20 protein-coding genes are annotated in these 18,271 nt (G+C 65.5%); 11 read left to right on the top strand and 9 right to left on the bottom strand.

Annotated elements, in window-relative coordinates; all coding sequences use genetic code 11:
* A partial coding sequence (locus tag J1M81_RS00625; RefSeq protein ID WP_206497452.1) for a TIGR04222 domain-containing membrane protein occupies nucleotides 1-888 on the bottom strand: 888 nt, incomplete at its 3' end.
* 160 nt (nucleotides 889-1,048) lie between these two features.
* Between J1M81_RS00625 and J1M81_RS00620 the strand changes: the two genes are divergently transcribed.
* From J1M81_RS00620 to J1M81_RS00610, 3 genes are read left to right on the top strand one after another with little or no spacing between them, the layout of a single operon-like run.
* Nucleotides 1,049-2,308 carry an HNH endonuclease signature motif containing protein gene (locus J1M81_RS00620; protein WP_052062931.1) on the top strand — a complete coding sequence of 420 codons (1,260 nt, stop codon included), beginning with the start codon at nucleotides 1,049-1,051 and terminating at the stop codon, nucleotides 2,306-2,308.
* 60 nt (nucleotides 2,309-2,368) lie between these two features.
* Complete coding sequence (locus tag J1M81_RS00615; RefSeq protein WP_032373469.1) at nucleotides 2,369-3,667, top strand: lipase family protein; 1,299 nt, start codon at nucleotides 2,369-2,371, stop codon at nucleotides 3,665-3,667.
* Between the two features lie 14 nt (nucleotides 3,668-3,681).
* The gene (locus tag J1M81_RS00610; RefSeq protein ID WP_052060811.1) at nucleotides 3,682-4,662 is read left to right on the top strand and encodes an endonuclease/exonuclease/phosphatase family protein; all 981 of its coding nucleotides are present in this window, start codon (nucleotides 3,682-3,684) and stop codon (nucleotides 4,660-4,662) included.
* On the opposite strand, the gene J1M81_RS00605 is transcribed toward J1M81_RS00610, so the two are convergent.
* The 7 genes from J1M81_RS00605 to J1M81_RS00575 are packed head-to-tail and all read right to left on the bottom strand — an operon-like array spanning nucleotide 4,655 to nucleotide 7,526.
* Nucleotides 4,655-5,254 carry a hypothetical protein gene (locus J1M81_RS00605; protein WP_052061626.1) on the bottom strand — a complete coding sequence of 200 codons (600 nt, stop codon included), beginning with the start codon at nucleotides 5,252-5,254 and terminating at the stop codon, nucleotides 4,655-4,657. The genes J1M81_RS00610 and J1M81_RS00605 overlap by 8 nt on opposite strands.
* Nucleotides 5,255-5,267: 13 nt before the next feature.
* Nucleotides 5,268-5,810 (bottom strand): DUF6286 domain-containing protein, encoded by a 543-nt coding sequence (locus tag J1M81_RS26765; RefSeq protein WP_045841588.1) that lies wholly within the window; start codon nucleotides 5,808-5,810, stop codon nucleotides 5,268-5,270.
* Nucleotides 5,807-6,220 (bottom strand): Asp23/Gls24 family envelope stress response protein, encoded by a 414-nt coding sequence (locus J1M81_RS00595; RefSeq protein WP_032370065.1) that lies wholly within the window; start codon nucleotides 6,218-6,220, stop codon nucleotides 5,807-5,809. The genes J1M81_RS26765 and J1M81_RS00595 overlap by 4 nt, the downstream gene beginning before the upstream one ends.
* Nucleotides 6,213-6,392, bottom strand: coding sequence for a hypothetical protein (locus J1M81_RS00590; RefSeq protein WP_027495126.1), 180 nt, complete (start codon nucleotides 6,390-6,392; stop codon nucleotides 6,213-6,215). The genes J1M81_RS00595 and J1M81_RS00590 overlap by 8 nt, the downstream gene beginning before the upstream one ends.
* A 54-nt stretch (nucleotides 6,393-6,446) precedes the next feature.
* Entirely contained in the window at nucleotides 6,447-6,731 is a 285-nt protein-coding gene (locus tag J1M81_RS00585) for a hypothetical protein (protein ID WP_162182897.1), read from the bottom strand.
* A gap of 19 nt (nucleotides 6,732-6,750) precedes the next feature.
* Nucleotides 6,751-7,041 carry an Asp23/Gls24 family envelope stress response protein gene (locus J1M81_RS00580; RefSeq protein WP_027495127.1) on the bottom strand — a complete coding sequence of 97 codons (291 nt, stop codon included), beginning with the start codon at nucleotides 7,039-7,041 and terminating at the stop codon, nucleotides 6,751-6,753.
* Nucleotides 7,038-7,526, bottom strand: a complete 489-nt coding sequence (locus J1M81_RS00575; RefSeq protein WP_027495128.1) for an Asp23/Gls24 family envelope stress response protein — start codon at nucleotides 7,524-7,526, stop codon at nucleotides 7,038-7,040. Before J1M81_RS00575 ends, J1M81_RS00580 begins: the two co-directional genes overlap by 4 nt.
* 120 nt (nucleotides 7,527-7,646) lie before the next feature.
* Here J1M81_RS00575 and J1M81_RS00570 point away from each other — a divergent pair, with 120 nt between their 5' ends.
* The 8 genes from J1M81_RS00570 to J1M81_RS00535 all read left to right on the top strand — a co-directional run bounded on the left by J1M81_RS00570 (nucleotide 7,647) and on the right by J1M81_RS00535 (nucleotide 16,299).
* Nucleotides 7,647-8,204 carry an RNA polymerase sigma factor gene (locus J1M81_RS00570; RefSeq protein WP_052056556.1) on the top strand — a complete coding sequence of 186 codons (558 nt, stop codon included), beginning with the start codon at nucleotides 7,647-7,649 and terminating at the stop codon, nucleotides 8,202-8,204.
* On the top strand, nucleotides 8,189-8,647 hold the full coding sequence (locus J1M81_RS00565) for a hypothetical protein (protein WP_027495130.1): 459 nt from the start codon (nucleotides 8,189-8,191) through the stop codon (nucleotides 8,645-8,647). Before J1M81_RS00570 ends, J1M81_RS00565 begins: the two co-directional genes overlap by 16 nt.
* A gap of 117 nt (nucleotides 8,648-8,764) precedes the next feature.
* Nucleotides 8,765-8,848 (top strand): potassium-transporting ATPase subunit F, encoded by an 84-nt coding sequence (locus J1M81_RS26970; protein WP_072691966.1) that lies wholly within the window; start codon nucleotides 8,765-8,767, stop codon nucleotides 8,846-8,848.
* A gap of 7 nt (nucleotides 8,849-8,855) precedes the next feature.
* Nucleotides 8,856-10,520, top strand: a complete 1,665-nt coding sequence (gene kdpA / locus J1M81_RS00555; RefSeq protein WP_206497451.1) for a potassium-transporting ATPase subunit KdpA — start codon at nucleotides 8,856-8,858, stop codon at nucleotides 10,518-10,520.
* On the top strand, nucleotides 10,517-12,529 hold the full coding sequence (kdpB, locus tag J1M81_RS00550) for a potassium-transporting ATPase subunit KdpB (protein WP_032400980.1): 2,013 nt from the start codon (nucleotides 10,517-10,519) through the stop codon (nucleotides 12,527-12,529). The genes kdpA and kdpB overlap by 4 nt, the downstream gene beginning before the upstream one ends.
* Nucleotides 12,530-12,531: 2 nt before the next feature.
* Nucleotides 12,532-13,188 carry a potassium-transporting ATPase subunit C gene (locus tag J1M81_RS00545; protein ID WP_045841593.1) on the top strand — a complete coding sequence of 219 codons (657 nt, stop codon included), beginning with the start codon at nucleotides 12,532-12,534 and terminating at the stop codon, nucleotides 13,186-13,188.
* Nucleotides 13,172-15,625, top strand: a complete 2,454-nt coding sequence (locus J1M81_RS00540) for a sensor histidine kinase KdpD (RefSeq protein WP_052053615.1) — start codon at nucleotides 13,172-13,174, stop codon at nucleotides 15,623-15,625. Before J1M81_RS00545 ends, J1M81_RS00540 begins: the two co-directional genes overlap by 17 nt.
* Entirely contained in the window at nucleotides 15,622-16,299 is a 678-nt protein-coding gene (locus J1M81_RS00535) for a response regulator (protein WP_032367717.1), read from the top strand. The genes J1M81_RS00540 and J1M81_RS00535 overlap by 4 nt, the downstream gene beginning before the upstream one ends.
* Nucleotides 16,300-16,318: 19 nt before the next feature.
* Here J1M81_RS00535 and ggt read toward each other — a convergent pair whose 3' ends face one another.
* Nucleotides 16,319-18,241, bottom strand: coding sequence for a gamma-glutamyltransferase (gene ggt / locus J1M81_RS00530; protein ID WP_206497459.1), 1,923 nt, complete (start codon nucleotides 18,239-18,241; stop codon nucleotides 16,319-16,321).
* Nucleotides 18,242-18,271: the final 30 nt, after the last annotated feature.

Below are 18,271 nucleotides of genomic sequence, written 5' to 3'. Positions count from 1 at the left end.
AAGAGCCAGGCATCCCCCACCGCCGCCACCGCAACTGCTGCTGCCGCCGTCGCCTCCGCTGCCACCGCTGTCGCCGCCGAAGCCGAACGACGCGGCCCCACCGGCCTGAGCGGTGCCGTAGCTGAGCGCACCGGCCATCGCTGGATCGAGCATCAGCAGGGCGCCTGCTCCGAAGATGGCTGCCGACATTCCAGCGCGAGTCGGCCCGTATGCGGTGAAGGACGGTCGCGCGCGGGGTGAGAGGTAATCGTTCTCGGCGCGGAGCCGGCGTAGTTCGGTATCTCCCGCGGCTGTCCGACGGCGTCGACGAAGCAGAACCGGCACGGCCGCGAACAGGACGAACACGATCGCGACGAGAAACCAGACGGGCTTGCCGTTCGCGGTGCCGGCGACGATGCGGGCAATCCCGACAGCGATGACGAAGAGCACCGGGAATGCCCGTGTGACAGCGGAGCCGCGAGCGCCGTGCAGCAGACCCTCGTCGACGAGAGTGCTCCGCAGTTGCGCGCAAGTGCCGGACATGTTCGCCACCAGCCGGGAGCGAACCAGTGGGGCCTTACCGCTACCGAGGCGTTCGAGGACGGTGCGGGTGAACCAGTCCAGTTGGGAGCGCTCGGGGGCGGTCAGATCGCGGCGTTTCTTTCCCTGCGAGTCGATGATCTCGGCACCGCGAAGTATCGCCAACGCCGCCATGACCGCCTGGGTGTCGCTGGTGAGCACACCGACCTCGGGTGGTGTGAGCACGCGGCCCGCCGACGTCACCGGGGTCGATCGGTGAGCGGCGATCCAGTTCCCCGCCATCGTCAGGAGTATCGCGAGAACGGCCGCGAGCAGGTACCAGCGGAGAAAGTCTGTGCTGGGGATGCCCCAGGTGTCCGAACCGCTCATGGCCACACCCACTTTCCGTCGGATCCAGCATCTGATGCTCAGTATCGGGCCCGCGGGCGAGAAAGCAACCCCGACCACGTCCCCGCGGGGACGCGTACATCGGTTCGGCGGCGTTCTTGTCGGTGCCTCGTCGTACTGTCATCGAACATACATTCGACGAATGGGGGCATTCATGGTCGAGACTGCAGACATCGAGACGGAAATTTGCGCGCTGGCCGGCCAGATCGCGGCTGCATCAGCGCAGTATCTGATCCTGGTCGGTGAGTTCGATGCTCGACGCGGGTGGGCCGCGTGGGAGACGAGGTCCTGTGCGCACTGGTTGTCCTGGCGCGCCGGAGTCGATCTGCATACTGCCCGTGAGCAGGTGCGGGTGGCCAAGGCGATGCGCGAGCTGCCCCTGATCACCTCTGCGTACCTGAGCGGCACGGTGTCGTACTCGAAGGTGCGCGCGATGACCCGTGTTGCCACTGCCGACAACGAAGCGTCACTGCTGCAGAAGGCGCTCGATGCACCCGCCGCGCACATCGAACGTCTCTGCCGTGGTCTGAAGAAGGCGATGAGGCCGACCAGGGGCAACGGTGTCGATCTCGATCCGTGTGTGGGACGGTGGCGCTGGGACGACGAGGACGGCTCGCTTGTGGTGACGGCGCGCTTTCGGCCCGAGGACGGTAAGCGATTTCTGGCCGCGGTGACCAGGGCCGAGTACGAGCGCACCCGCACCGAGGTTGAATCAGAGGGTGACCGGTCGGCCCCGGCACCGACGAATCCCGTTCCTGCGCTCGTCGCAATGGCGGAGATGGTGTGTGACGCCATCGATTCGCCGGTCGTCTCACCTGCCGCGGAAGTGTTGGTACACCTCGGCGACAGCACCGAAGCAGGATGCGATCATGCTCATTTCGATGACGGGCCTGGTCTGGACGACGAAACTCTCGCTCAGGTGTTGTGTTCGTCGGTCATGCGAGTCGTCGGTCACGGCCGGTTGGGAAAAACTGTGCGGTGGAGTACCACGGCCAAGGCTCCGAGTCGAACCCAGTTGCGTCAGTTGATCATTCGTGATCGATGCTGCTCGGTACCAGGCTGTGGGCGCACCCGGTTTCTGCATGCTCACCACGTCACCTACCGCTCGCGGGGAGGTGCGACGTCACTCGACAACCTGGTTCTACTGTGCGGCGAACACCATCGGGCACTGCACGACGGCTACTTCTTCATCGAATCCCTCGGCCACCAACGGTTCACGTTCCAGCACCCATCGGGAGCAGAGATGGTTCACGCGCCCTCGCTGTCCGGAGATGCCGAGGTCCTCCGGCGGCGATATCAGCACATCGAACCCGACGCGATAGTCCCGAACTGGGGCGGGGAAGGCCTCGACCTGAGCTACGCGACCGACGTTCTGATCACCAACTGGCAGCAGGCTGCATGAAATCGTGCCGCTCAGGGCAAGTTAGTGTGACGGAAAGACTCGGACAAGAAGCGGTGGGATATGAGCGTCGACAGATCGATGGCGGACGAACAGTCCTGGCCGCTGGAACAATGGCCGAGCTGCGAGGATGCGACGAGGCCTGAGAACGACCCGTTCTACGCCGCGCCCGAGGGCTACGAAGCGGCTCTACCGGGGACGATTCTCAAGGTGAGGCCTGTCGAGGTCGCGATGTTCGGCCACGTGCGACAGCGAGTCGACGCATGGCAGCTGCTGTACCGAACCGCCGATCTGGGCGGTGTACCGCAGGCCAGTGTGACGACGGTGCTGCGGCCGCAGAATGCCGAACCGGTGTTGCTCTCGTACCAGTGCGCCATCGACGGCGTCGCGTCCTCGTGCTTCCCGTCCTACGCGCTTCGACGTGGCTCGAAGGCCCTCGGCGCAGTTCCCCAGTTCGAGTTTCTTCTGGTTCTGCATGCCCTGCGCCGCGGATGGACCATCTCGATCCCCGACCACGAGGGGCCGGACGGTCATTGGGGGTCGCCGCAGGAACCAGGATTCTGCACACTCGACGCGATCCGCGCGGCGCTGTCGTTCGAGTCGTTGGAGCTGCACGAGAGCACGCCCGTTGCCTTGTGGGGATATTCGGGCGGCGGGCTCGCGACGTCGTGGGCCGCAGAAATGGCCCCTGAGTACGCACCGGAGCTCGAGCTCGTCGGTGCCGCCCTCGGCTCCCCCGTCGGCGACCCGGGTTCTGCGTTCACCAGGCTGAACGCAACGCTGCACGCGGCCTTGCCGACGCTTGTAGTCGCGGGATTGCGACGCACGTACCCCGACCTCGATCGCGTGGTGCGTCAGTACGTCAACGAGGACGGAATGCGCATTCTCGATTCCGTCGAATCCATGACGACCGTTCGCGCCGTCAGACGCCTGGCTCGGCACGATCTGGACAACTACATCGACATTCCGCTCGCCGACCTGCTCGCCCTACCCGAGATCGTGCAGGTGTTCCAGGACATCCAGCCCGGTTGCACTGCTCCATCGGTGCCGCTGCTGGTCGTGCAGGCCGTGCACGACCAGATCATTGCCGTCGACGACGTCGATGGCCAGGTCGATCGGTATCTCGAAGCCGGCGCACACGTGACGTATTTGCGAGATCGGCTGAGCGAGCACCTGTCGCTGCATCCGCTCAGTGCGCCCCTGACCCTCGACTGGCTGGCCGATCGCTTTGCCGGCCTTCCTGTTGCCGAACCGGCGACCAGAACGGTGTGGTCGACGGCGTTCTCGTTCGCGGCTGTACGGGGCTTGATGTCTCTGACCTGGACAACCGTCCGAGCATTGACCGTCGGCGTCAGGGCGTAGCTACTCTCGGTGCGATGCAGCGAACCTGGGTACGGATTCTCACCGGAACGATCGCGACGCTGGGCATCGTCACCGGACTCGTCGCGATGGGGGCGTACTACACCGACACCCGCATCAACGTTCTGATCGCGCTGGCATCGTTCGTTCCCCTGATGCTCGTCGCTGTCGTGGTCGGTGCCGTCGTCGCGCTGATCGGTAGGCAATGGATTCTGGCGGCGGTGTCCGCGGTCGTGTTGGCAGCAGCCGCAGTGGCGTACGCACCTCTGTACGTGGCCGACGCGGCATCCCAGGACGAGGCGAGCGGCGATGCCGTCCGGCTGCGGGTGATGCAGGCCAACCTGATGGTGGGCAGCGCCGATCCGTCGGTCGTCGTCGGATCGGCACGCGACAACGCCGTCGACGTCGTGACGATCCAAGAGCTGACCGATGCGTCGGTGCTCGGGCTACGGGATGCCGGCATGGAGCAACTCTTTCCGTACAGCTACCTGCGAGCGTTGCCGACGGGTGGCGGAGGTGCCGGAATCTACAGTCGCACACCGCTGTCCGACAACCGCGAACTCGCCGGCTACGGGCCCGTGAACCTGGCCACCTCCGTCGACGTTCCCGGATCGGAGCCAGTGACGCTGCTGGCCGTCCATCCCGGCCCGGCATACGTCACCCCGGCCGATATCTGGACCGCCGAATTGGACACGCTCCGTAGCGATCTCGAGGCGGTGTCGGCAAGCGGTCCCGTCATCGTCAGTGGTGATTTCAACACCACGTATTCGCACAAGAAGTTCAGGAACCTACTCGATGCCGGATATACCGACGCCGCAGCACAATTGGGGATGGGGCTGATCCCGACCTATCCCACGGACAAGGGCACTCCGGCCGTTGTCGGCATCGACCACATTCTCACCAATTCCGGGCACGCCCGATCACTGGAAAGAATCGACCTCCCGGGATCGGACCACCACGGTCTGATCGGGGAGATCGAGTTCTCCGGAGTCAGCTGACGCGCGCCGACTGCTTGCGAGACTTGCCGCACTGCAACAGAATTCGCACCTTGGCTGGAGTTCCGTCGAGTGAGGTCACGATGTCGTCACGGGTCCGTGCTGCGGCGTCGGAGACCTGCTCGAGGGACGTTACGGCTGGGTCGAGCGTCGCGACGATCTCGACCACGCGCTGCCCCCTGTCCGAGACAGAGCGACCGGAGGCCGAGACGATTCCATCGTGACCTGCCAGCGACTTGGCTGCACTACGGGCGGCGGTGCCGAGGTCGACGCTGAGCCTGCCGTCGACCTGCTCTCCGTCCACGTTCGTGACGTCGGCCGACGTGGATCCGAAGGCCACGGTCCCGACCGATCGGCGCGGCAGGTGCGCGAGCAACCACCACAGACCCAGCAGGATCAACACGACAGCGGCTACGCCGAGAGCCCAGGGCCACCAACCGGCGTCGACGGCGGTGTCGACGAACGCGGCGTCCAGCCGCTCGCGGCCGGGAAGCTCGCCACGTTCCCACGCGATGGCTCCGCCGCCGAGAGCGATCAGAGCCAGCCCGACGACGGCTGTGCCGGTGCGGTCGAGCGATGCGGTTGCACGTTTCACAGCTGCTGTCCTTTCATGAGGCCTGTCCTGTCGTTCGCACTCGGGTGCGCACCTTGGGTGCCGACGCGAGTGGGCGGAGGGCGTCGTCCACGGACGTCACGACCTCGGATTTCAGAGCCGAGGTGTCGGTACCGGCCACGGTGGATACGGCGACGGTGACCTTCTTGTTGCCCGCCTTGGCGGACGCGGTGTCGACGCCGACACTGTCCAGGGCGGCAGATCGCGCGACGGCAGCGACGTCGTCCTTACGAAGCCAGACGCCCTGCTCGTTGAGAGCACGGTGGGTGCGACGACGTGGGCGAATTGCCACGAACACGAGAACGAATCCGATGACGACGGCGGCGATACCTGCGGGCAGCATCCACTGCTGAGCTGTGAGCCCGTCGAGGTTCGATGCGGCCGGGCCGACCCACTCGGAGCCGTCGAGAGCGCCCAGCTTCAGCAGCGCCTCGCGGCCGAGTACGACTCCGGCGGCGATGAGAACGAGAGCGAACAGGACGGCCGGAACAGCTGCGGTGGGGTTGGCCACCGGCTTCTTGCTTGCTTGCTCTGTCACTGCACTCTCCCTTCTTCGCTGGTGGGCTCGGCCGGTATGCATTCGACCGTCACGTCGACCCGGTCGACGGTGTAGATACCGAGTTCGGACAGGTCTCTGGCCACGGCGGCGCGAACGTTCGCAGCCACTTTCGCCAACGGCGAGGGCCAGGTGACTCCGACGGAGACCTTCGCTCGCACGCGCTCGCCGGTGATCGTCACATCGGCCTTCGGCAGATCACGCCCACCGAGGAGGTGCAGTCCGGGCTGGCGGTCGGTGACGGAGTCGGTGCCGCGGGCCGCAAGAACGGCCAGGCGTTCGACTGCCTTGTGCTTGATCTCCAGGGAACCGCGATCGCCGGGGTCCGCGAGTGACCCCGGGGTTGCTGCCGGTGTCCCGGGGGTCGTGGGGGCTGCTGCTGTGTCAGTCACGACCGCGACCACGCATGATCGAGTTCAGATCCAGTTCACCGTCGATGTAGCGGCCGACGAAGAAACCGAGTCCGCCGAGGACGATGGCGATGAGGAAGCCGGTGAAGCCGCCGGCTGCTGCGGCGATGGCCAGCAGAAGTCCCACGAACAAACCGATGGTTGCAGTGGTCATGGTCTTGATCTCCAGTCAGAGTGTTCGGAATCCGAGGTGTCGGATGTCGAGGTGTCAGATGTCGAAGTAGTTGCGTCGAGTGACGCGTTTGCGGAGCCGGGCGATGCGTTTCGGCAGTGTGCGCAGTGGCGTCGGTACCGAGGACGAGCGGAACGCTGTCGGTGCGCTGGCAGTGTTGATCGGAGTCGACGGAAGTACGGCGAACCGGCGGTCGACTTCCGCGAGCTCTGCCATGTACCGGGCGGGATCACCACCGATGTCGGGGTGGTGTTCTCGGGCCACAGCGCGCCGGGCCGCCTTGTACGCGGCGGCCCGGTCGCGCGCTGAATGCTCGTTCACCTGGTCAGACTCGCACAATTCAGACCCGGACGACATCCTCGACTGTGACGTGCACGGGCCCGTCGACCATTGCCGCGACGGTGCTACGCACTGCCTCGGCGGTCTCCCGTACGGCGTAGCCGAACTGGAGAGTGACGTGTACCTCGGTGCCGTCGTCTGCGATCCGGATGCCGGCGACGCGGCGTCCGGGTAGATAGGTCGCAGCCTCGCCGAACATGCCGCCGTGCAGCCCGACGACACCGTCGATCGCCTGTACGGCGTCGGCGATGTCTTCGGACTTGTCACGGTCCGTCGGGTTCGGGTCGGTCACTGCACTCGGGTGGAGGCGGTCTCGGTGGTCTCCTCTTCGTCCGAGCCGTCGTCCAGGTAGATGTCGTGAACGACGATGTTGACCTCGGTGACCTCGAGGCCCGTCATGCGCTCGACGGCGTTGATGACGTTGCGACGAATGCCTGCTGCGAGGTCTGCGATCGAGACGCCGTAATCGGCGACGATGTCGATGTCGACCGCTGCCTGACGCTCGCCGACCTCGACCGAGACGCCCTGCGACTGGTTGACGCGGGCACCCGGGATACGCTCGCGCAGGGCACCGATCGCGCGGCTCGCTCCGCCGCCGACGGCATGTACGCCCTGGACCTCACGGGTGGCGATGCCGGCGATCTTCGAGACGACGGTATCGGCAATGGTGGTGCGGCCCTGCGAGCTGACGAGCACGGAATCCGACTTCGTGGTGATGTCGGTCTTGCCTTCGCCTGCTGCGGATACGGTTGCCTTGGTGTCCGTCGTGGAGCTCATGACTGCCTCTCTTCGCTGAGTAGTGGTGCACAGTGTGTGTCAGGAGTTGGTCGTAGCTCGATCACCGAAACGCACGTACAAATAAAGTGACCTACGTCATAGATTACGTCTGGGGGCCCGATGGAGTGGAGAGATGCGTCGGACCGCGTACTCGTCGGCGCAGCCGCGCTCGGCGAGACGGATGCGTTCGAGGAGATCGTGGGCCGATACGGACCGGAGATGTTTCGGTACGCCCGAAACATGCTGTCCGATCAGGGTGCAGCAGAGGAGGTAGTGCAGGACGCGTTCGTCGCAGCGTGGAAGGGGCTCGACAACTTCCGGGGCGAATCGGCTCTGCGCACCTGGCTGTTCTCGTTGGTCTCGCACAAAGTGATAGATCATCGCCGGCGTCGCAGCGTTCCTCCTGCGGAAGACTGGGTATTCGAGCGCAAGAGCACGGGCGCGGGCAGTGATCCCGAGGCGGACGTCGAAGCAGACAGCTTCATGGCCGAATTGGGTGTGGCACTGGCGGAGTTGCCCTATCGGCAGCGGGCCTGCTGGTTGCTTCGGGAGGTCGAGGGCCTGACCCATCCGGAGATCGGCGCGATCATGACGTTGTCCGCAGGAGCAGTACGAGGTCAATTGACCAGAGCACGAGCAACATTGAGCGAAAGGTTGGCGACATGGCGAACCCGGTAGAACCGAATGCGGTTCTCGCGCGTGCTGCCACCGAGCTTCGGGAGGCACCGCAGGAACCGAACTGGGTGGACATCAGCTCGTCCATCCTCGCGAAAGTGCGCAATACGACGCGCCGCACCTGGCCGATCGACAGCGTCTTCCCGGCGGGTTCAGCGGCTGATCCACGGGACTCACTGCGGATCAGCGATCACATCGTCAAGACGACGTTGCGCCGTGCTCTCGCGGGCGTACACGGTGCACAGCCCACCGAGATCGACCTCGATCTCGACGATCACGCCTGCACAGGCCTGTTCGTCGCGGTGATCGGCGTGTACGGCGACGATCTGCAGGCGGCAGGCGAAGAACTGGCATCGATCGCCATCGACGTGGTCGCGGACCTGCTCGGCGTCACCCTCGGCAGGGATGCGGTCGAAATCCGCGTCGACGACATCGAGGAGCGCTAGCGGATCGCGATTGCCCGAGGAGCGCTAGCGTAAAAACTCCGTCATGACCGCAGGTCGTGAGCGTAGGAAAGCGTAAGGAACGCGTTTTCGTTCGCTGGTGGGATTCAAGATCGAGCAATGACCGAATTGCTCTGTCTCACGGTGGCCGCGTTCGTCGCGGTCTACCTGTTCGTCGCTCTTCTCGATCCGGAGAGGTTCTGACGGCGCCATGAATCCTGCTCTGCTTGCCGGTCTTCAGATCGGCATCGTGATAGTCGTGTTGGCGGCGGCGTACGTGCCGCTCGGTGACTACATGGCCCGGGTGTTCGGTTCTACCCACGACACTCGCGTCGAGAGTCTGCTCTATCGGGTGGCCCGGGTGAACTCGTCGTCGGAACAGACCTGGGTCGGCTATTCCACCAGCCTGCTCGGGTTCTCGTTCGCCGGGGTCGTATTCCTGTTCGTACTGCAGCGAATTCAAGGTGTGCTCCCGCTGAACGGTGGCCTGTCGGGGGTGAGTCCGGCGATGGCGTTCAACACTGCGGCGTCGTTCGTCACCAACACCAACTGGCAGTCGTACGTTCCCGAGACCACGCTGTCGAATCTGACGCAGCCGCTGGGGCTGGCGGTACAGAACTTCGTCTCTGCTGCAGTCGGTCTCGCGGTGGCGATCGCCGTCGTGCGCGGCTTCGTTCGGGTGTCGACGGGCGGTGAGCTCGGCAATTTCTGGGTCGACCTCACGCGCGGGACGCTCCGTATTCTGCTGCCGCTCTCCGTGCTCGTCGCGGTGATCATGCTGACTCAGGGCACCGTGATGTCGTTCTCGTCAGGCTTCACCTCCACCGGTCTCGATGGGCAGACGGTCACCAATGCGCTTGCGCCCGTTGCCTCGCAGGAGGCTATCAAGGAGATCGGCACCAACGGTGGTGGCATTCTGGCGGCCAACTCGGCGCACCCGTTCGAGAACCCGACACCACTGACCAACATCGTGCAGATCATCTCGTTGCTGCTGATCCCGGTGGCCCTCACTCGTACGTTCGGCACGATGATCGGCAACCGCAAGCAGGGTCTGACGCTGCTGGCGGTGATGGCGACGCTGTGGGCGACGCTGTTGGCGGTGACGTTGTTCGCCGAATCCGGTACCCGTGGAGTGGCAGCAACGGCCGCGGGCGCGATGATGGAAGGCAAGGAAGTTCGCTTCGGCATCCCGGCTTCTGCGCTGTTCGCGGTGTCGACGACCGGAACATCCACCGGCGCAGTCAATTCGGCCCACGACAGTATGTCTGCGCTGGGCGGCGGAGCGGTGTTGCTGAACATGCTGTTCGGCGAGATCGCGCCGGGTGGCGTCGGCACCGGTCTGTACGGATTGCTGGTTCTCGCGGTCATCGCCGTCTTCGTCGGTGGTCTGCTCGTCGGCCGAACTCCGGAATTCCTCGGCAAGAAGCTGGGTCGACGGGCCATCACGATGGCCGCGCTCTCGGTTCTCGTGATGCCGATCCTCGTGCTCGTCGGCACGTCGATCACGGTGATACTCGAATCGACGACGAGCTATCAGGGCAACCCCGGCATTCACGGATTCACCGAGTTGCTCTACGCCTATGCATCGGCATCGAACAACAACGGCAGTGCTTTCGGCGGCCTGACGGTGACGAGCGACTGGTTCCAGATCTCCCTCGGTATCGCGATGCTGCTCGGCCGCTTTCTGCCGATCGCCTTCGTATTGGCCCTGGCCGGTTCGCTCGCGACGACCAAACGCAGCGCGCCCAACGCGGGCACCCTGCCCACCGATGGACCGTTGTTCGGCACGCTGCTGATCGGTACCTCCATCCTGGTCGCGGCCCTCACCTTCTTCCCCGCACTTGCTCTCGGACCCATAGCAGAGGCCATGCAATGAACCTGTCACTGAACACCGCTCTACCCGGCGCGTTCCGCAAACTCGATCCGCGCCACCTGGCCCGCAACCCGGTCATGTTCGTCGTCTTCCTCGGCTCGATCGTCACGACGATCCTGTCGATCGCTCAGCCGTCGGTATTCGCCTGGTTCGTCACCGGCTGGCTGTGGTTCACGGTGCTGTTCGCGAACCTCGCCGAATCCGTCGCCGAAGGCCGCGGCAAGGCGCAGGCAGCCAGCCTGCGAAAGGTGAAGCAGGACACTACTGCTCGACGACGCACGGCGTCGGGTGCCGAGTTCGTGATCACCGAGGTGGCCGGTGCCGAATTGAAGGTCGGCGACGAGGTCGTCGTCTCGGCCGGTGAGGTCATTCCCGGCGACGGTGACGTCATCGAGGGTATTGCAACCGTCGACGAATCCGCCATCACCGGTGAGTCGGCTCCCGTGGTCCGTGAATCCGGAGGTGACCGGTCGGCCGTCACCGGCGGCACGATCGTGCTGTCCGACGAGATCGTCGTGAAAATCACTGCAGCGCAGGGCGAGACGTTCGTGGATCGGATGATCGCCCTCGTCGAGGGCGCGGCGCGGCAGAAGACGCCGAACGAGATCGCCCTGAACATCCTGCTCGCGTCGCTGACCATCGTCTTCCTGTTCGCAGTCGTCGCCATCGGACCGATGTCCAATTACGCGGGACAGCAACAGGATCCAATCCAGCTGATTGCCCTGCTCGTCTGCCTGATCCCCACGACCATCGGTGCGCTGCTCTCCGCCATCGGCATCGCAGGCATGGACCGCCTCGTGCAGCGCAACGTACTGGCGATGTCCGGCCGGGCAGTGGAGGCGGCAGGCGACATCGACACGCTGCTGATGGACAAGACCGGCACCATCACCTTCGGTAACCGCCGCGCCACCGGTCTGCATCCGGCGACGGGCATCGACGCCGCCGAATTGGCTCGCGCAGCTCGGCTGTCGTCGCTGGCCGACGGCACCCCCGAGGGACGCAGCATCGTCGAACTGGTCGAGCGCGACTTCGACTCCGTCACGGCAGAGGGCGAATCCGAGCGCGGCGAGTTCGTGGCGTTCACGGCGCAAACTCGGATGAGCGGGTTGGATCTACCGGGCATGGAGATCCGCAAGGGTGCAGCGGATTCGGTCTACAGTTGGATTCGCGACGGCGGCGGGACGGCCGATCTGGACGGCACCGTGCACGACATCGCGCAGAACGGCGGCACTCCGCTGGTGGTCGCGGTACGCGAAACCGGTTCTGCTGCTCGCGCTCTCGGTGTCGTCGAACTCTCGGACGTCGTCAAACCCGGCATTGCCGAACGGTTCGCTCAGCTGCGGGCCATGGGCATCCGAACCGTGATGGTCACCGGTGACAATCCGCTGACCGCCAAAGCCATTGCTGCCGAGGCAGGTGTCGACGACTACCTGGCCGAGGCCACTCCCGAGGACAAGCTCACGCTCATCCGGCAGGAGCAGGAAGGCGGCAGGCTCGTTGCGATGACCGGCGACGGCACCAACGACGCCCCGGCTCTCGCGCAGGCCGACGTCGGCGTGGCGATGAACACCGGCACCTCGGCGGCCAAGGAAGCCGGCAACATGGTGGATCTCGATTCCGATCCGACCAAACTGATCGAAATCGTCGAGATCGGTAAGCAGTTGCTCATCACTCGAGGAGCACTGACGACGTTCTCGTTGGCCAACGATTTGGCGAAGTACTTCGCGATTCTGCCGGCGATGTTCTCCACCGTCTATCCCCAGCTGGGCGGGCTCAACATCATGCACCTGGCGACGCCGGAATCGGCCATCCTGTCTGCGGTGATCTTCAACGCGCTCGTCATCGTCGCGTTGATTCCGTTGGCACTCAAAGGGGTTCGATACACGCCTGCGTCAGCGGCAGCGTTGCTGCGGCGAAATCTGTTGGTGTACGGCGTCGGCGGGGTCATCAGCCCGTTCGTCGGTATCTGGCTCATAGACCTCCTCGTTCGACTCATTCCAGGGATTGGCTGACCATGCGTTTCGTACAGGGATTTCTCCGTCAGGTCGTTGCAGGCTTCGCAGTGCTGCTGGCGCTCACCGTGATCCTCGGCATCGCCTATCCGGCTGTGGTCTGGGGCATCAGCCGCATCGGCACCGACTCCGCCGAGGGGTCACCGCTGCGTGACGCACAGGGCTGCGTCGTCGGCAGCTCGCTGATCGGCGTCGATCCGCAGGTGGCTCCGGGAGAGCCGGATCCGTTCTTCCACACCCGCGTCACGGGCTCGGTATCGGACGACGACGCGTTCGCGCCCGGTGATCCGGCCGCGGCACTACCGACCAATCAGGGCCCGTCGAGCGAGGTACTCGCGTCGTTCGTCGAACAGCGTCGAGCCGCCATCGCCGCCCGGGAGAACGTCGACCCGTCCGCGATTCCGGCCGACGCCGTCACCGGCTCCGGATCCGGTATCGATCCCGATATCAGTCCCGCCTACGCGGCGCTCCAGGTCGCCCGCGTGGCGCAGGTCAACGGAGCGCCGGTGAGCGAGGTGGAGGCTCTGGTCGACGAGTACACCCGCGGCCCGCAGTACGGTGTACTCGGTGCCGAAGCGGTGAATGTCCCGGAGTTGAACCTGGCACTGCGGGACGCATACCGGCCGGGTGAGGAGACAGGCTGTGGCGGACAGGGGTGAGCTGCGGATCTATCTCGGTGCCGCGCCCGGCGTCGGCAAGACTTTCGCCATGCTCGGCGAAGCTCGTCGGCTGCAGGATCGCGGACGTGACGTGGTCGCGGCCGTCGTGGAAACGCACGGTCGGGCGCGAACCATCGAGGCACTCGAGGGCATCGAAGTTCTGCCGATGGCCACCGTCCGTTACCGAGGAGCCTCGGCGCAGGAACTCGATCTCGACGCGGTCCTGACGCGCCGCCCCGAGGTGGTGCTCGTCGACGAGCTGGCGCACACCAACACTCCGGGCAGCGTCCACGACAAGCGGTGGCAGGACGTCGAAGTGCTGCTCGACGCGGGCATCGATGTCATCTCCACCCTCAACGTGCAGCACCTCGAGTCTCTGAACGACGTGGTGCAGCAGATCACCGGTGTTCCGCAGCGAGAGACGGTTCCCGACAGCGTGGTTCGGGCCGCCGACGAAGTCGAGCTGGTCGACATCACACCCGAGGCGCTGCGGAGCAGGCTGCGGCACGGCAACGTCTACGCCGCCGACAAAGTAGACGCCGCGCTGAGCAACTACTTCCGCGGCGGCAACCTGACGGCTCTGCGTGAGCTCGCATTGCTCTGGATCGCCGACCAGGTCGACGCCGCATTGGTGAAGTACCGCAAGGACAATCGCATCACCGACACCTGGGAGGCGCGCGAGCGGGTGGTGGTCGCGGTGACGGGCGGCCCCGAGTCGGAAACCCTGCTGCGGCGGGCGAGTCGGATCGCCTCGAAGTCGAGTGCAGAACTGATGGTCCTGCACATCGTGCGCGGAGACGGCCTCATGGGCGTGTCCGCACCGCAGATGGGTTCCGTGCGCAAGCTCGCCGCCGGCCTCGGTGCGAGTGTGCACAGCGTTGTCGGGGACGACGTGCCCACCACTCTGCTCGATTTCGCGCGCGGAGTGAACGCCACGCAGTTGGTGATCGGTACCTCGAGAAGGTCACGCGCCGCCCGTATTCTCGACGAGGGTATCGGCGCGGCCGTGGTGCAGAACTCGGGAAAGATCGACGTGCACATGGTCACTCACGCCGAGCAGGCCCGTCGGCGGAGTCTGCAGGTCGATTCGGGGCGTCGACGGGTGATCGCCTGGCTGGCCGCGGTTCTCGTGCCTTGCTTGGCCGCTGCAGTGCTGAGCACGGTCGGTCCGGACTTCGATTCCAGCGGTGAGAGCGCCCTGTTCTTCATGGTGGTGCTGTGTGTGGCTCTGTTGGGAGGTGTTGCACCGGCGGCACTCTCGGCGCTGATCGCAGGATTTCTGCTGAACTATTTCTTCACCACACCCAGATACAGCCTGACGATCGCCGAGCCGGACAACTTCGTCGTGACCGTCGTACTGCTGCTGGTCGCTGTCGCGGTCGCGGCCCTGGTGGATGCGGCTGCTCGGCGGACGCGTCAGGCACGCCGGGCGACGCAGGAGGCCGAACTGTTGACCCTGTTCGCGGGGTCCGTCCTTCGCGGTGCCGATCTGGGCGCGCTGCTCGAGCGCGCACGGGAGACGTACCGCCAGTCTGGCGTAGCATTGTGGGACAACCAGTCCCGATCCATCGTGGGCAGCTCGGGCGAACACCCGCCGACCGATCGCAACGGGGCCGACACCGAGATCGACGCGGGCGATTTCACGCTGCTGCTCGTCGGCGAACGTACCCGCGCCCACGATCGCCGCGTCCTCGCAGCCGTCGCCAACCAAGCCGCGGGCATGGTGCGCCAAGCCCGTTTGGCCGAGGAAGCCAGCCGCGCCAACGCACTGGCCGAGGCCGACGCGTTGCGTCGAGCATTGCTCTCGGCCGTCAGCCACGATCTGCGGACGCCGCTGTCGGCGGTCAAGGCAGCCTCGTCGTCGCTGCGCAGCACCGACGTTCAGTTCTCGCCCGAGGACACCGACGAACTGCTCGCCACCATCGACGAGTCGGCCGACCAGTTGACGGCATTGGTGACCAATCTGCTCGACTCCTCGCGGCTGCAAGCCGGTGTGGTGCAACCCAGTCTGCGTCCCGTCTTCGTCGACGACGTACTGGCAGGCGCGCTGGTAGGGGCCGACGAGCGCGTGCGGGTCGAGGTGGGCGACGTCGAAGTGCTCGCCGATCCGGGTCTGCTCGAACGAGTGCTCGCGAACCTGGTGGCCAACAGTGCCCGCTACGCCCCCACCGGCGAGATCACCGTGCGCGCCGCAGTGCACGGTGACATGGCCGCCATCTCCGTCGTCGATCACGGCCCCGGCATCACCGTCGGGGCCGAAGCGACCATGTTCGACGCGTTCCAACGCCTCGGTGACCGTGACAACTCGGTGGGCGTCGGACTCGGCCTGTCGGTGGTGCGAGGATTCGTGCGGGCCATGGGCGGTACCGTCACGGCGTCGGACACCGTCGGCGGAGGGCTGACGATGACGGTCGAGTTGAAGGCGGCGAGCAGGTGAAGGTACGGGCGCTCGTCGTCGACGACGAACCACAGATCGTGCGGGCGCTGCGGATCAATCTGAACGTCCGCGGATTCGAGGTCGTCAGCGCGGCTACGGGTGGGGAAGCACTGCGGGTGGCCGCGAACTTCCACCCGGACATCGTGATCCTGGACCTCGGTCTGCCCGACATCGACGGTATCGACGTCATAGCAGGTCTGCGCGGATGGACCGATGTGCCGATTCTGGTGCTCTCGGCGCGCACCGACTCGGCCGACACCGTCGAGGCGCTCGATGCCGGAGCGGACGACTTCGTGACCAAGCCGTTCGGCATGGACGAGCTGCTGGCGCGACTGCGCGCGGCCCTGCGCCGCGGTCCGCAATCGGTGGCGGATCCCATCGTCGAGACCGCGGACTTCACGGTCGACCTCGCTGCCAAAACCGTTGTTCGACAAGGCGAGAACGTGCACCTGACGCGCACCGAATGGGGCGTCCTCGAACTGCTCGTCCGCAACGAGGGGAAATTGGTGTCGCAGAAAGAGATTCTGCGTACCGTGTGGGGACCCGGGCACGAGCGCGAAACGCATTATCTGCGAATCTATCTCGGCCAACTACGCCAGAAGTTGGAACGAGACCCAGCGGCACCGGTGCATCTGATCACCGAAACCGGCATGGGCTATCGATTCGTGAGCTGAGCGCTACCCGCGCCCGCACCTATCCACCCAATACCTCACCTTCGCGGCGTGGGTCCGCTCCGCCGATCCAGCCACCGTCGGTGCGTTGCAGCGCGCTCAGCCCGCTCGACTGGTCGGCAACCGAGACCTGGTGGCCCTTCTCGCGCAGCGTCTTCACGACCGGATCGTTCTCTCCAGTCACGTTGGGATGTTCGCCGCCGTAGTTGGTGGACGGGGTGTTGGCCGCTCCGAAGTCGACCATCGACACCGCCTGCTGCGGGTCCATTCCCCAATCGAGCAGTCCTACGAGTGTTTTGACGACGAACTGGATGATCACCGACCCGCCGGGTGAGCCCGCGACGAGAACGAGATCTCCGCGTGTGCCGTCGTCGCCGCGGTCGAACACCAGGGTCGGGGCCATCGAACTGCGCGGGCGCTTGCCTGGCTCGACACGGTTGGCCATGGGAGTTCCGTCCTCGGCCACCGGCGCGGCGGAGAAGTCGGTGAGCTGATTGTTGAGCAGGAAGCCGTCGACCATGTGGAACGAGCCGAAAGCCGACTCGACGGTCGTCGTCATCGAGGCTGCGTTGCCCTCGCCGTCGACGATGGAGATGTGGCTGGTGCCGTGCTCGGGATCGGTGGACGAGGCGAACTGCACCGGTCCGAAGTCGCCCGGTTTCGCGGTACCCATCGACTTGCCTTCGTCGATCAGTCCTGCTCTGCTGCTGAGGTACTCGGGGGCGAGCAGGGTGTCGGGCGAGCCGCCGGGTAGGGGTACGAAATCCGGATCGGCGACGTACTTGTCGCGATCGGCGTACGCCAGTCGCTCGGCCTCGGAGATCAGGTGCACGGCCTCGGCGGTCGGCTTGCCGCCGTTGGCGTCCATGTCCGTCGGGGCGTACTGCGCCAGATCGAAGTTCGACAGAATGCCCATCGTCGACGCCACCGCGATGCCGCCGGAGGACGGCCCCGGCATTCCGCAGATGTCGTGATCGCGGTACGGCGTGCACACTGCGGTACGGGTCTTCGGCTCGTAGCCGGCGAGGTCGTCCACCGTGATCTGCCCCGGGGTACGGCCGGCGGTGGTATCTGCTGTCGCGTCGACGATCGCCTGGGCAATGTCGCCGGTGTAGAAGGCATCGGCACCGTCGGTTGCGATGGCGGACAACGTCTTCGACATCGCCGGATTGTTCAGCACCGTGCCGGCAGGCTTACCGGTTCCGTCGGGCTGCAGGAAGTAGTCCTTCGACGCCGGGTCGAGTGCGAGCTTCGGTGCCGAGTCCGCGATGGACGAGGCCATGCGCGGGCTGATCTCGATTCCGTTGTCGGCGAGCTCGATCGCGGGTCGGAACAGATCCCCCCACGGCTTGTCACCGTGATCCTCGTGCGCCTGCTCGAGCATGCGCACAACACCCGGCACGCCGATCGATCGGCCACTGGACCGCGCATCGGGTTGCGGCACAGTGCGGTTGACGTCGTCGATGTACCGCAGGTAGTCGCCGGTGGCACTCATCGGCGCGGTCTCGCGGCCGTCGTAGCTCTGCACCTCGCCCGACGCGGCGTCGTAGTACATCAGAAAAGCGCCGCCGCCGATTCCCGACGACTGGGGTTCGACGAGCCCGAGCACGGTCTGCGCCACGATGAGGGCGTCGGCCGCGGTGCCGCCGTCGCGTAATACCTCGCATGCGGCCTCCGTGGAGACCGGGTTGGCGGTGGAGACCGAGTACGACGGCGTCTCCACCGGAGTCATGCTCGACCGATATCCGGTCGCCACTTCCGGATTGGTGGAGATGTCACCCGAGCCGGTGCTCGGGGTCTTTCCTACCGGGGTGCCGCCACTGGCACCGAGTACGCATCTGTCCGCCGCGGCGGTGTCGGTACCGGCGTCGTCGCTACTGCTGCACGCGACGAGCGGCACCAGCAGGAGAGCACAGGCGAGGGCGGTGTAGCGAACAGGGCGCATTCCGGTTGCAGACACCGCTCGACGCTAACA

The organism is Rhodococcus sp. KRD175, assembly GCF_017168275.1.
GTDB classification, from domain to species: Bacteria; Actinomycetota; Actinomycetes; order Mycobacteriales; family Mycobacteriaceae; genus Rhodococcoides; species Rhodococcoides fascians.
This window is presented reverse-complemented; position numbering and strand designations above follow the sequence as displayed.